Origin of the sequence: Flintibacter muris, assembly GCF_943192995.1 — a bacterium.
Lineage (GTDB): Bacteria > Bacillota > Clostridia > Oscillospirales > Oscillospiraceae > Lawsonibacter > Lawsonibacter muris.
In genome coordinates this window covers 33,499-47,434 of record NZ_CALPCP010000008.1, presented here as the reverse complement: position 1 = coordinate 47,434, position 13,936 = coordinate 33,499, and the positions used below count along the sequence as shown (strand labels likewise).

Annotated in this window: 8 protein-coding genes, 1 other RNA gene and 1 riboswitch; of the genes, 4 read left to right on the top strand and 5 right to left on the bottom strand. The window is 57.6% G+C overall.

All coding sequences use genetic code 11. The features are described from left to right. Window positions 1-65: 65 nt before the first annotated feature. Window positions 66-2,795: a transglycosylase domain-containing protein gene (locus NFS22_RS08820; RefSeq protein ID WP_251317357.1), complete on the bottom strand. Its 2,730-nt coding sequence runs from the start codon at window positions 2,793-2,795 to the stop codon at window positions 66-68. Between the two features lie 286 nt (window positions 2,796-3,081). On the opposite strand from NFS22_RS08820, the gene NFS22_RS08815 reads away from it, so the two are divergent. From NFS22_RS08815 to NFS22_RS08805, 3 genes are all read left to right on the top strand, one after another. Next, entirely contained in the window at window positions 3,082-3,399 is a 318-nt protein-coding gene (locus NFS22_RS08815; RefSeq protein WP_251317355.1) for a DUF1292 domain-containing protein, read from the top strand. A gap of 23 nt (window positions 3,400-3,422) precedes the next feature. Further along, window positions 3,423-3,623: non-coding RNA, 6S RNA (gene ssrS / locus NFS22_RS08810), on the top strand. Between the two features lie 210 nt (window positions 3,624-3,833). Continuing rightward, window positions 3,834-5,348, top strand: coding sequence for a peptidylprolyl isomerase (locus NFS22_RS08805; RefSeq protein WP_251317354.1), 1,515 nt, complete (start codon window positions 3,834-3,836; stop codon window positions 5,346-5,348). 96 nt (window positions 5,349-5,444) lie between these two features. On the opposite strand, the gene deoC is transcribed toward NFS22_RS08805, so the two are convergent. The 4 genes from deoC to NFS22_RS08785 form a co-directional block, all read right to left on the bottom strand. Continuing rightward, a complete protein-coding gene (deoC, locus tag NFS22_RS08800; RefSeq protein WP_251317353.1) occupies window positions 5,445-6,086 on the bottom strand; it encodes a deoxyribose-phosphate aldolase in 642 nt (213 codons plus the stop codon). 159 nt (window positions 6,087-6,245) lie between these two features. Then, window positions 6,246-7,430: a methionine adenosyltransferase gene (gene metK / locus NFS22_RS08795; RefSeq protein WP_251317352.1), complete on the bottom strand. Its 1,185-nt coding sequence runs from the start codon at window positions 7,428-7,430 to the stop codon at window positions 6,246-6,248. Between the two features lie 73 nt (window positions 7,431-7,503). Then, window positions 7,504-7,619: riboswitch (SAM riboswitch) on the bottom strand. Between the two features lie 18 nt (window positions 7,620-7,637). Then, entirely contained in the window at window positions 7,638-8,003 is a 366-nt protein-coding gene (locus tag NFS22_RS08790) for a transposase (RefSeq protein WP_251317351.1), read from the bottom strand. Next, window positions 7,978-8,319 (bottom strand): IS5 family transposase, encoded by a 342-nt coding sequence (locus NFS22_RS08785; protein WP_251317350.1) that lies wholly within the window; start codon window positions 8,317-8,319, stop codon window positions 7,978-7,980. The genes NFS22_RS08790 and NFS22_RS08785 overlap by 26 nt, the downstream gene beginning before the upstream one ends. A gap of 684 nt (window positions 8,320-9,003) precedes the next feature. Here NFS22_RS08785 and NFS22_RS08780 point away from each other — a divergent pair. Further along, window positions 9,004-13,842 carry an S-layer homology domain-containing protein gene (locus tag NFS22_RS08780; RefSeq protein ID WP_251317349.1) on the top strand — a complete coding sequence of 1,613 codons (4,839 nt, stop codon included), beginning with the start codon at window positions 9,004-9,006 and terminating at the stop codon, window positions 13,840-13,842. Window positions 13,843-13,936 lie beyond the last annotated feature (94 nt).

Here is a 13,936-nt window from a genome sequence, read left to right as displayed (position 1 = left end):
TTTTTACAGTCACCGCAGACAGAAGCGCCGCAGACAGCTGTCCGCGGCGCTGGAGAATTGGTCTTCTACCCCACCATCACGCCGGGCGGCGGAGGGGGATCGTGGGGCTCATCCGGGTCTGTGGGGTTAGTCACGCCGCCGGGGTCATCAGGCTGGGTGGTGCCGGAATTGCCGGGGTCTGTGGCTGTACCGCCGGGAATGGGGAAGTTGGGAATCAAAGGACTGTTGGGGTCTGTGGTGGTGCCGGGCTCAAAGGGGTCATCCGGTTCTGTCACAGGCTCACTGGTGTGGAGGGTACATGTTCCATAGCTGGCAGCTGTCTCATAGTCCCACTGGGCGTCCCCGGCCACAGCGGTTCCAAGCTGCTCCCTGCCGAAATTGGGCAGACAGATCTGCTTTTGGCTCTCCTCCGGGCAGAACTCTCCCGCCTGGTAGTACAGGCCGGTCTCCTTGCCGCTGTCATCCAGCACGGGACAGTCCACGCAGATGGTAATTACCGTCTCGGCGGTGTGGTAGGGGCAATTTTGTCCCTCGGGGAAGCTCTCCGGGAAGATACTGCCCGAGGCCACCCGGCTGCCCCGGGGGTCCATGGCGCAGTACTCGGTGGCCAGATAACCGCTGTCCATACAGTAGTTGATGGTGCGCCGTCCGCCGGGATCGTCATAGTTTTTGTCGGGCAGGCCCTCATGGAGGGGGACCATCACCTTGTTCCACAGCACGGCGGCGGGGTTTTTACCCGCCAGGCTCATCTTGTAGGGGTTCTCATAGCCCACCCAGACCACGGCGGTGTAGTAGGGGGTGTAACCGGCAAACCATCGGTCAAAGTTCTCGCTGGTGGTGCCCGTCTTGCCGGCGGCATGCTGGCCCTTGATGTCCAGGCCGTAGGCGGTGCCGGCGGCGTCGAACACGTGCTGCATCATGTCGTTCATATACCAGGCGGTGGTCTGCTTGATGACCGGCTCCTGCTCCAGCTCGTTGTCCACCAGGAGGACCTCCTGGCCGTCCACCAGCTGGGTGATTTTCAGCACAGTGCGGGAACCCTGATACACGCCGTTGTTGGGGAAGACCGAGTAGGCCTCAGCCATATCCCGGACATTGGTGCCGTCGGTGAGGCCGCCCATGGCCAGGGAGGAGGTCATGTCCGTCTTCCACTCGCCCCTTACCATGCGGCCCTCCTCCAGGTCAATGTGGTAGCGGTCCTGGACGAACTTGAAGCTCTCCTCCGGGGTGACGTAGTCCAGCATAATGCGCACCGCCACCGTGTTCAGCGACCGCATCAGGCCCTCACGCATGGTCAGGTGGCCCCGGTAGGTGGTGGTGCCCGAGTTCAGAGGCCAGGCCTTGCCGCCCATCATCTGATAGGGGTAGTCGTCCAGTACGGAGTAGGGGTTGAGCAAATTGAACTCCAGCGCCGGGGAGTAGACCGCCAGGGGCTTGAAGGAGGAGCCGGGCTGGCGGTGGCCGTCGTTGGCGTAGTTGCTGCCGAATTTGACGGTTTTCTCCCCAAACTGACCGGCAATGGCCACCAGATTGCCCGTGTCATTCTCAATGATGGCGATGGTGGACTGCATCTGCTGGCCGTCCTTGGAGGTGTAGTCCAGGTTTTCCCGGTTGGTGTAGATCTCGTCCACAATGGCCTGGGCGTCGGGGTCATAGCAGGTGTAGATGCGCAGGCCGCCCCGCTGCATGGCCATCTGGGTCAGCTCCCTGGACCACTGGTACTTGTCCGCCATGATGTCATAGACGTCGGAAACCACGGTTTCCTCATACCAGGAATAGAGCTCGTCGGTGTTTCCCTCCCCCAGGTCCTTGACAAAGACCAGCTCCTGAGCCACGGCCTCGTCATACTCCGCCCGGGTGATATACTCCTGCTCCAGCATCTGGTTGAGGATGACCTCCTGCCGGTACTTGTTCCACTGCCGGGCAGTCCAGATTTCGTCGGTGTTAAAGCCCTGGGAGCGGCTGAAGGAATAGGGGCCGTATTTGGAGGGGTTGTTGGTGATGCCAATCAGGCTGGCGCACTCGGCCAGGGTGAGCTCAGACACCGGCTTGCCGAAGTAGCCCAGAGCGGCGGCGCCCACCCCCTTGTACTTGCTGCCCAGGGGGATCACGTTCAGGTAGTACATCAGGGTATCTTCTTTGGAGTTGTTCTGGGTAAAGCGGAGGGCGCGTATAATCTCGGTGATTTTCCGTTTAACGGTGGTCTCGTTGTAGTTGGTGGTGTTTTTCAGCAGCTGCTGGGTGATGGTGGAGCCGCCGGAGATTTCCTTGCCGGTAAACATGGAGTATACCGCATAGGCCGTCCGCCGCCAGTCCACACCGGGATGGGTCCAGAAGCGCTTGTCCTCAATGGCCACGGCGGCGTTAATCAGGTCCTCGGGGATCTCGTCGTAGTCCACCCACACCGAGCTGGTGATGTTGTTCAGCTTGGTCATCTCCACATACTGCCCGGTGTTCTTGTCCTGGTAGTACATGATGCTGTCCTCGTTCCAGGAGAAGTCATCCGGGCTTACGTCGGCAATGGGGATAATGACCTCGTTGATGTACACCATAGCAAAGCAGGCCAGCAGTGAACCGGTACACAGCCCGATGAGGATCAGGGTGCCCAGCACCTTGAAAAACCAGCCGATCACCCGGCCCGCGGTGACGCCGCCCCGCTTCTTTTTCCTGCGGCGCTTCTTTGGCGCGTTGGGCGCCTGGCGGGCTCCCCCCGAGGAGCGCCGGGAGGGCGCCTGGCGGCGGGACGGATAGTCGCTGTTTTCATACAGTGAGGAATGTTCATTGTAATCAGACACGTTAAATACCTCCAGCCGGTCAGGGGAGCTTCCCTCTTCCGGCGGTCTTGGACGGACACCGTCCGCCCGGATGTTTGCTTGAACCGCGCCAAGCCTATATAGACAACACTGCGGCTATAGTAAACCCAGCATAAGTATTATACCAGATTTTTCATTCTTGTCCACCCATAATCAGTTTAAAGGCGCAATCTTCAAAGTTTCTTAAAATTTACCTGCTCTCCCCTATTGCATTTTTCCCGACAACGGGGTAAAATAAAAGCACAAAATGACAGGAGGACGTCCATCTATGGAAGAGAACTTCGGCCCCGACTTTATCACCGTCACGGATGAGGACGGCAACGACTTTGAGCTGGAGCTGGTGGATACCCTGGAGCATCAGGGGGTCACCTACTACGCCATGTTCCCCGCCGTGGAGGAGGATGAAGCCTCCGGCCAGCCCAAGGACGTGGACGCCGACGACGAGGAGTACGGCCTGGTCATCATGAAGGCAATCGAGGAAAACGGCGAGGAGCTGCTGTCCACCCTGGACTCTGACGAGGAACTGGACACGGTGTATGAGCTGTTTATGGAGCGCTTTTTCCAGGATGAGGACGAGGAGAGCTGACCCCAAGCCCTTTGGTCTCTTTATACTTCCTGCTCGGTGCGTGATGGGCTCTTTTAAACCCACATTTCTAAAACGGGACGCCCACCTCACTGCGCGGCTTGCAGGCCTCCCGGCCCCCTTATGAGGTCAGCTGGACGTTGGAAGCAGTAAAACGCAGTGGAGGCGACCCACCTGCCATTACGTGCAGGTTTTAAACGGGTCCACACGGCCAGAGCGGGGTATAAAAAGCCATAGTGACCCCAGCATTTGGGCCGCGGCATCTGTGCCGCGGTCTTTTCTATGGCGGTTATTAAATTTGCGCCATATTTAAATAATGTGTAAAACTCCACCCGCCCTCTTGCAATCGGAGGCGCTTTTTAGTATAATGTTTCGGAAATGCCCTTCCCGGCATCTTCGATTGACACAACTGAAACAATGAGAGGACTGAATCAACCGTGAGTGCAGAGAAAAAAGCCCAGACCCGGGCTGAACGGGATGAAAAACGCCGTCAGGAGGAACAGAAAGACCGCCGGTCCACGGCCATTTACACTGTGGTCGCCGTGGTGGTGGTCATTGCCGCCGTGGCCGCCATGTTCTGGCGCAGCGGCATCCTCCAGCGCAGCATGACCGCCCTGGACGTCAACGGCACCAAGTACACCGCCGCCGACTTGCAGTATTACTACAACAGCATTTACTCTGAAAACGCCCAGTATTACCGCTTCGACTCCAGCACCTCCGCGAAAAAGCAGGTCTACGACGAGGCCACCGGCCAGACCTGGTACGACTACCTGATGGACCAGGCCGTCCAGCAGCTGACCCGGAACACCGCCCTGGCCCAGCAGGCCAGGGACGAGGGCTACACCCTCTCTCAGGAGTCCCAGACCAACCTGAATACCACCCTGGCCCAGCTGGAGACCGCCTGGATCAGCTACGGCTACGCCAGCCGGGACGCCTTTATCCGGGGGAGTTTTGGCAATTATATGACCTATGACAGGCTGGTATCCCTCCTCAACATGGAGTTTCTGGCCAGCGACTACGCCCAGACCAAGGTAGATGCCATTGAGCACTCCGACGCCGACTACCAGGCCTACTACCAGGAGCACGCCGACCAGATGGACACCATCACCTACTCCCAGATCACTTTCCGCTGCACCCTGTCCACCGCCGACGCGGACGGCAACCCCATTGATCGCACCGCCGAGGAGCAGGCCGCCGAGCTGGAAACCATGAAGGCCGAGCAGAAGGTTTTGGCCGAGGAGGTCCAGGCCAAGCTGGAGTCCGGCACGGACTATGACGACCTGATTGAGGAGTACAGCGACCGGCTGTACAGCTCCTCTACCGGCAGCAGCGCCACCTACTCCGAGCTGGCCTACTTCGCCTACGCCGACTGGCTGATTGACAGCCAGCGCAAGGCCGGGGACATCACCCTGCTTGAGGACGGGGGCGACACCTACTATTATTACTACGTGCTCCGCTTTGAGGGCCGCGAGCTGAACCAGGAGCAGACCCACGACGTGCGCCACCTGCTGGTCCGGGCCGGCGACTCCACCACCACCGATCCCACCCAGGAGCAGTACGACGAGGCTGAGCGGAAGGCCCAGTCCCTGCTGGACGAGTGGAAGGCGGGGGAGGCCACTGAGGACTCCTTTATCACTCTGGCCTCCGCCAACAGCGACGACAGCGGCTCCGCCGCCAACGGCGGCCTGATCTCCAATATCGCCGCCGGCTCCAGCTATGTGGAGGCTTTCAAGAACTGGGCTCTGGACCCCGCCCGCAAGGAGGGGGATGTGGATCTGGTCAAGACCGAGTACGGCTGGCATATCATGTACTATGTGTCCACCAACGACCCTGTCTGGAAACAGAATACCGCCGCCGCCCTGCAAAACCAGGATTATGAGCAGCTGGCTGACGCCGCCGTCCAGGGCTGGACCGTCTCCCGTGGCACCGGCATGAACTTTATCAGCGCGTAAAAATACAAAAAGCCTCCATCCAACCGGATGGAGGCTTTTTCTTATACAGTCAACATTTCTGAAGCAACTCACATCTGCACTTTGTTTCCAGGACTGTCAGATCAGCCCCACCAGGGCGCTGGCCCCAATGCGGTCAGCGCCGGCCTCCAGCATGGCCTGGGCCTGCTCAAAGGTGCGGATGCCGCCGGCGGCCTTTACCCGCACGTCGGGGCTGACGTGCTCCCGCAAAAGCTTTACATCCTCCACCGTGGCCCCGCCGGAGGCAAAGCCGGTGGAGGTCTTGATAAAGTCCGCCCCGGAGATGGATACCACCCGGCACAGGGCGATCTTCTCATCATATGTAAAGTTGCAGGCCTCCACAATGACCTTCAGGATCCGTCCCTTGCAGGACTCCTTTACCGCCCTGATCTCAGCCAGCACGCCCTCCCAGTCGCCCTCCTTGGCCAGGCCCTGGTTGATGACCATGTCGATCTCATCAGCGCCGTCCCGGATGGCGTCCTCCGCCTCAAAGACCTTCACCTCGGGGGTGGAGTAGCCGTTGGGGAAGCCGATCACCGTGCAGATTTTCAGAGTGTTTCCCACATAGTCGTTGGCCTTTTTCACATAGCGGGGCGGGATGCACACACTGGCAACCTCCAGCCGCCTGCCGTCGTCACAGGCCTGCTTCACCTGTTCCCAGGTGGCCGTGGGGGTAAGGACGGTGTGGTCCACCCGCCGCAGTATTTCATTCTGATTCATATTTTCGATCCTTTCCACGCCGGATAACCGACATTTTTTGTTCAACTTGTTCAAGCTGTACTATTTTACTCCCCTCCCCCGCCATTGTCCAGACGAAAAAAGATAAAAAATCAGGCTGTCAAAAAGTACCTTTTGGTCTTTTCGACAGCCTGTCTCAGCTTATCGCAGGGCTTCCTTCAGTGCGTCCACCCGGTCAGTCTTCTCCCAGGCCACGCCCAGGTCTTCCCGGCCGAAGTGGCCGTAGGCGGCCAGCTGGCGGTAGATGGGCTTTCTCAGGTCCAGATCCCGGATGATGGCGGCGGGGCGCAGGTCAAAGACCTTCTCCACGGCCTCCTCCAGCTTGGCATCGGCCACGGCGCCGGTACCGAAGGTGTCCACCCGGACGGACACAGGCCGGGCCACGCCAATGGCGTAGGCCAGCTGCACCTGACAGCGTGAGGCCAGACCGGCGGCCACCACGTTCTTGGCCACCCAGCGGGCAGCGTAGGCGGCGGAGCGGTCCACCTTGGTGGGGTCCTTGCCGGAGAAAGCGCCGCCGCCGTGGGGCGCGGAGCCGCCATAGGTGTCCACAATAATCTTCCGCCCGGTGAGGCCGGAGTCCCCCTGGGGTCCGCCGATGACGAACCGGCCGGTGGGGTTGACATAGAACTTGGTGTTCTCATCCAGCAGATTGGCGGGGATAATGGGCTTGATGACCAGCTCAATCATATCCTTGCGGATCTGGTCCAGCTCCACCTCGGGGCCGTGCTGGGTGGAAACCACCACTGCGTCCACCCGGACAGGCTTGTTGTTCTCGTCGTACTCCACGGTGACCTGGCTCTTGCCGTCGGGCCGCAGATAGTCCACCTTGCCCTCCTTGCGGATCTTTGTCAGCTGCATGGCCAGCTTCTGGGCCAGAGAGATGGGAAGGGGCATCAGCTCCGGGGTCTCGTCGCAGGCGTAGCCGAACATCATGCCTTGGTCGCCGGCGCCGTTGTCCAGGCCGTCGTCCTGAGTGCCCTCCTTGGCCTCCAGACACTTGTCCACTCCCATAGCGATATCACCGGACTGCTCGTCGATAGAGGTGATTACCGCGCAGGTGTTGCTGTCAAAGCCGTACTTGGCCCGGTCGTAGCCGATCTCCTTTACCACCTGACGGGCCACCTTGGGGATATCCACATAGCAGGAAGTGGTAATCTCACCCATCACATGAATCAGACCGGTGGTAGCGGTGGTCTCGCAGGCCACCCGGGCCATGGGGTCCTTTTCATAGATGGCGTCCAGCACCGCATCGGAGATCTGATCGCAGATCTTGTCAGGATGCCCCTCGGTGACGGATTCGGATGTAAACAGTCGTTTTGCCATGATTTTTTCTCCTTTCTTTTCTTGGGAGCGCAAAAACGCCCCGCCGGATGGCGGAGCGTTATGTTTGGATGCACCCTCATCTTTCGATACACTACCGCCGGATTTAGCACCTTGCGTCCGCAAATCAGCTTTGCTTTCGCAGGTTGCCGGGCTTCATCGGGCCGTTCCCTCCACCGCTCTTGATAAGGCTATTCAGTTGTTACGGCTTTATATTATAGCAGGGCTGCGCAATTTGTCAAGATGAATTTGGGCAGGTATTTTCTGGTACAGCCACCAATCTACCGGCCACGGATCAGAAACATTGCTCTGTGGCGGAATCACATAGCTGGCGCCCTGCTCTGAGATATAAGCTCGAATCGTCTTTACCCCATAAGCACAGTCTGCTAATACATTGCTACCGCCAATCTCCACCTTTTCCAGCAGTTCAACAGCATAGACTGAATCATGGTCATTCCCCGCAGACAGCATGAATTCAACCGGATTTCCCAGCCCATCCACAATGGCATGCAGTTTTGTATTCAACCCGCCTTCGGTTCGCCCGATTGCTTTATCCGCCGTTTTTTCCCTCTCCATTGGCACTTTCGTGAACCTTGATGCAAATAGAGTCCAAACTCAGGTTTTCCATATCCGTATCTGCGGACAATGCACGAAATACGGCTTCCAATGTGCCATCGTCCCGCCATTTGGCAAATCGGGCGTACACAGACTGCCAGGGGCCATACGCCTCCGGCAGTTCTCGCCACTGGGCTCCACTACGGGCGATCCAGAGCATCCCATTGAGCATTTTCCTATCATCTTTCCGAGGACGGCCCCGCTGCCCTGTCCTTTCTGCCGGAAGTATCGCTTTCACGCTTTCCCATTGTTTTTTTGTCAATTCATATCGTTTCATATACCTATTTTCGCACCTTCAAACGACTTGTACAATATTTATTTTTCAGACAACCTCTAGGCCCCTTGCGAAGAGCACACCCCTGAGGCCTCCTTCGCAAAGAGGGCTCCCGGCGAAACCGGGTGAGAGTTTTCCCCGAATTACGGCGGTGTGTTGGAGAAAACCCTCCGCCACCGCCTGCGGCGGCGGTCCCCCTCCCTTTGCGAAGGGAGGCTTATCGGTCCTCTATAAAACACAGAAAACCACCCCAAAGTGGGACGTTTGCATACATTTAATGGAAATGAGGGCGCACTGCGCCCTTTTTTCTTTGCATGGCAGCACTTGGGCCATCAAGTCTACCAAATGTCTACCTCAAAACCCGCCAATCCTCTGCGGCGCAAGGGATTGGCTGGTTTTCCATTTTCCAGGTCATCTACCAGGCGTCTACCAGTTTGCACTTTTTTATATCGAATCAGGTGATTTTTGCGGATTTCTACTCGTTTTTGCAATCTTTAACGCCATGCAAGAGGCGTGACACGGCGGTGGCAGGGCGGGAACGTTAAAAAACCTCTGATTTTTTGGTCAAAACGCAGAATTTTCCGGCAAAAGGGTTGGACTTACGGGGTCTACCAAAGATCGGATGAGGATGCGTTTCGGCCAGACCGGCCCCTCTCAGGCCGAAAAAAATTAAAGGAGGAAATCCGAATGAGAAACCTGAAGCGGGCCCTCAGCCTCACTCTGGCCTCTGTCATGCTCCTGGGCATGATGGTTGTCGGTTCCAGCGCGGCTGCGGGCTACGACGATGTCAGCGAAACTGACAACGTCGAAGCGATCGAGGTTCTGCAGACCATCGAAGTCATGGTCGGCGACGAGCGGGGCTTTGGCCCTGAGCGTTCCGTCAACCGCGCTGAGATGGCGGTTGTCATGGGCAAACTGCTGAACCTGGATTACAACTACTATACTGCTACCTGTCCCTTTGACGACGTGTACGACTGGGCCCGGGGCTGGGTCGGCGCCTGCGCCGCCAACGGCATTGTGTCCGGCCGCGGCGACGGCGTGTACGATCCCGGCGCCACTGTGACCGCTGTGGAGGCCGCCTCTATGCTGATGCGTGCCCTGGGTTACTTCAAGTACCAGAGCGACTACGCCAACGGCTTTGAGGTCTCCACCGTCCTCCAGGGCAACAACATCGGCATCTTTGACGGTGTTGGCTCCAGCGCTACCGAGCCCATGACCCGTAATCAGGTGGCTCAGATGGTGCTGAACGCCCTCCAGAGCGGCATGGTCCAGGCCGACGGCAACACCCTGAACTACTTTGACTCCAACGGTCAGGTGATTGCCACCAGCGGCAAGGTCAACTACGTCTTTGTCACCAGCAACAAGGCTTTTGCCCGTTCTATCAGCAGCGTGGGCGCTACCTCCATGGGTTCCGCCAACGACGCCCCCATTGTGGAACTGGGCGAGCAGCTGTACAACGGCGAGCTGAAGCTGTATGACAAGCAGGTCGATGATTTCAACCGTCCTTCCCGCATCTGGGAGTACAAGGGCAACGAAATCGGCACCTATGTGAAGAAGGAGCTGCTGAAGCAGGAGTATACCACCAAGGTCACTGGCCAGACTCTGTATGAGCTGCTGACCAAGAACACCATTGACACCTATCGGTTCGAGATCGCTGTTGACGGCGTGCAGTATGACGACGCCAAGGGCGCTGCCGTGCTGAAGGATGCCGGCTCCTACTTTGACAAGAATGACCTGTACCGGACCAACAAGGACGGCGTGGGCGGCACCGGCAAGGGTGTTCTGACCCAGGTCTTTGTGGACACTGAGTACACCGATCCCAGCCTGTATACCGTTTACATCTCCGTCATTAACACCTACCTGGCCAAGGCCACCGAGGACTATGATGCCAAGGATGATGATGTGCGGCTGGATGTCTATGCTATCGCAGATGATGTGCAGGCCCGTGTCTACGCAAAGAAGAACCCCAACGACACCACCTCTGTTGTTGAGACCATCACCGTTGACGGCGATGACTTCGACATCAAGGACGTGAAGGAAGACGATCTGTTCCTGGTCACCGTGGCCGACAGCGCCATCCAGACCATGGCTGCTCCTGAGGTTGTCAGCGATACCGTGATTAACTCCTTCTCTCAGCGTGACTGGATCAACCTGAGCGGCACCCAGTATGACTACGCTTCCACCGCCCGCTACGACGTGGAGGTGCTGTATCAGTACGACAAGGTCAACATGAAGGATGTCACCTACAATGTGATTCTGGACAAGTACGGCTATGCTATCGGTCTGGAGATGAATGAGGATCCCGACCAGTACGTGTTCCTGACCGGCATTGAGCAGGGCTACAGCAACCTGTCCACCCGTATGGTAGACGCCAACGTGATCCACCTGGACGGCACCATGAAGACCGTGAAGGTGGACACCAAGGAGAGCGCCCTGGGCCGCTTTGACGAGCCCTCTCAGGCCAACACCTGGTGCACCTACCGCGTGGACTCCAACGACGTGTACACTCTGGACCAGATTTCCGAGTCCCCCCGTCCCACCACCGCCAAGGCCGCTCAGTGGAAGACTGACAAGGTGGCCGGCAGTGACGAGACCACCATTGATCAAAAGCACATCTCTCTGCCCAGCTACGCCACCACCGGCGGCGTGAAGGACTACGCCGGTACCGCTCAGTCCGTCACCTACGGCGACGACAAGACCGTGTACCTGAACGTGGAGCTGGATAACATCCCCGCCAAGGACTACAATGGCGCGAACCGCAGCCGCCGCATCATCAGTGATGTGACCTCCGTGGTGACCGGCCACCGGAATGTTAAGATTTCCGTGAAGAACTGCGAGGACGTCAGCGAGAACGGCAACCTCTACGAGGCTCCCGCCGAGGAAATCTACACCCTGTACAACGACAAGAACTACATCATTGCTGTTGTCACCATCGGCGAGGACGAGGGCATCTCCTCCAACTGGGCCTATGTAAACAGCAGCAAGGTGAAGTGGGAGTCCTACAACGGCAACACCACCCGCGCCGACAACGACGGCAAGTGGACCTGGAGCCGTGAGGTCATCATCGACGGTAAGAAGACCGAGATCAAGTACGTGGGCAAGACCCTGAAGGAGATCGGCACTGACAATATGCTCCAGGGCGAGTGCTACGAAATCAAGTTCGACGCTGACGGCAACGTCCGCCGCGCTGAGGCTCTGAAGACCAAGATTGAGGACGGCGACCTGACCGACGGCTTTATCCAGGACATCAAGGATGCCCGCGAGGCCGTGACCAAGAAGGACAATGTCCTGCTCCACGACGTCTCTCTGCCCGCCGCCATCAAGTTTGATGAGCAGGGCACCCTGTACACCGAGGACGACATCACCAAGGGCTTTGCCGTGTCCCCCGACGTTAAGGTTGTTCTGGCTCTGGGCAGCAAGCTGAAGAGCGACGGCACTGTGGGCCTGTTCGACTCCGTTGAGGACTGCACTGTCTACTCCGGCTACAATGGCCTGCGCAACGCTCTGAAAGACATGAACGTCAAGTATGAGAAGGCCAACTGGACCAACAAGTGGTCTCTGGTCGAGCTGAACGCCATTCTGGTGAACAACTCCGCCACCGTTATTATCATCAACGACAAGAACGCCGCCCCCGATAACAAGCCGACTACCGGCGGTGATGAGGAACAGACCGGCGGCAAGGTTACTGCGGCTGAGGGTACTGCTATTGCCAAGGGCAGCATCGGCGGCAACATCAACACCACCCGCCTGGGCAAGGTCAGCCTGACTGTGAACTTCAAGGCTCCTGAGTGGGCTGCTGAGGTGAACAGTGCAAATCAGGTAACCTTCGATGTCACCATCCGCGACAACGTGAGTGTGGTTAAGACTCTGACCGAGAGAAATTTTGGCACCAAGGCTCTTGGCGATGGTGATGTTTATTCCTTCTCTGGCGTCACTGGAGTGAGTGACCTGGAGAGCGCCATTGATAAGGGCCTGATCGACGCCAGCCAGCTCAAGGCTGAGATCAGCAATGTGAAGTGGACCAACGCCGCTGTCAAGTATGTCTATGACACCAAGACTGGCGCTGACGCTACTGCTGCTATGGGTACAATCGACAGCGACAGCGACGGAAGCATGAAGGTCGGCACTGCTGATGCTGGCTTCAAGTTCACCTTCACTCTGCCTGAGACCCGTCAGTACAAGGCTCCCGCTGACAAGGCGAGCTACGAGATCGTAGGCGCCACCAAGGCGGATGGTGAGACTACTGCAACCAGCGGTGCAATCGCGACCGACGGCGCTGCAATCACCTTTGACACTGGCCTCAAGGCCACTGGCGGCGACTTCGTGTATGTCATCATCAAGGACACCGAGATCAAGCCTGAGGCTCCCAAGCCCACCACCTATGCTGTCGAAGTTGGCCCCAACGTGAAGGATACCCTGGAGTTCGCCGTGATGGATAATGCTCCCACTGCTGGCACCATCCCCGCCGACGAGGAATGGGGCAGTTCTGTGACCGCCGCCGAGGGCAGGTACGTCCTGGTTCGGTCCGCTGTGGAAGGTGTGAATTTGGCCAGTGCCAAGTGGTCTGAGAAAGAGTACGGTGCTGCTGAGAGTAAGGCGACCGCAGTTGGTTCCACCGGCGTATTCCACTTCCAGATGCCTGCGAAGGATGCGGTTATCACTGTCACGACCAACGATCAGATTGACGGTGTGGCCTACTTCATCGCCAATGACTACTCCGTGGTAAACATCAAGACCAACAAGGTGGCTACCAACCTGGATACTGACGAGGAGAAGTTCGAGTTTGCTTATAAGTACCTCAAGTCTAAGGGCGAGAATGTTGAGCTTGTAACAAACCGCGACGGTTCCACCGCTGGGCTGAAGGTCGATGGTCGGGACATTGCTGCTAACAGTATCAACATTGCCAATGACTTGGTTGTGGCCACAGTAAACGGTGTGAACGTCGTATCCAAGAATAAGGATGATGTGAAAACCAACGACTTCCTGACCCTGGCTAATATTACTATTGATAACGCTGGTGCAAACATCTTCATTTATAAGGATACCGCTGGCACGAAGACTGCTATTCCGTCCAGTGACTCTACTGCTGCTGTCACGAATGGTGCAGTCATTGAGACCAACGGCACCAAGGGCTACTTCAAACTGTCCGCCACCACTATTGCCGCTGGTACGCACACTACCACTACCGGCGATTCCATTGACACCACCAACAACGCCCCCATTATGGAGCTGGTTGTTAATGAGGCTGACAAGCTGACTGCGGGCGCTGACACTCTGGTTAAAACCGACGCGACCCTGAAAGTCACTCTGAAGTTTACCACTAATGGTACTGTCGGCACGAAAGACGTGAAGGCTCTGATTGCGGCTAATGGCGCGGATGCGGAAGGCACCTACAAGACTGCGGCTGCTATCGCGGAGTTCGCTGCAGGCGAGGCATTTACCACCGATACTGCTGCTACTCTGGAGTTCACTGTTAGTAACTTCACTGGTGCTGTGAGTGTTATAACAGTTACTCTCTCCGAATAAAAACCACGAGCTTATAGCTATGTGGTGAATCAAGCGGACCCCGGGCTTTGGCCCGGGGTCCCTTTTGTAGCCCCCCTGGTCACCGCCCAAAAAC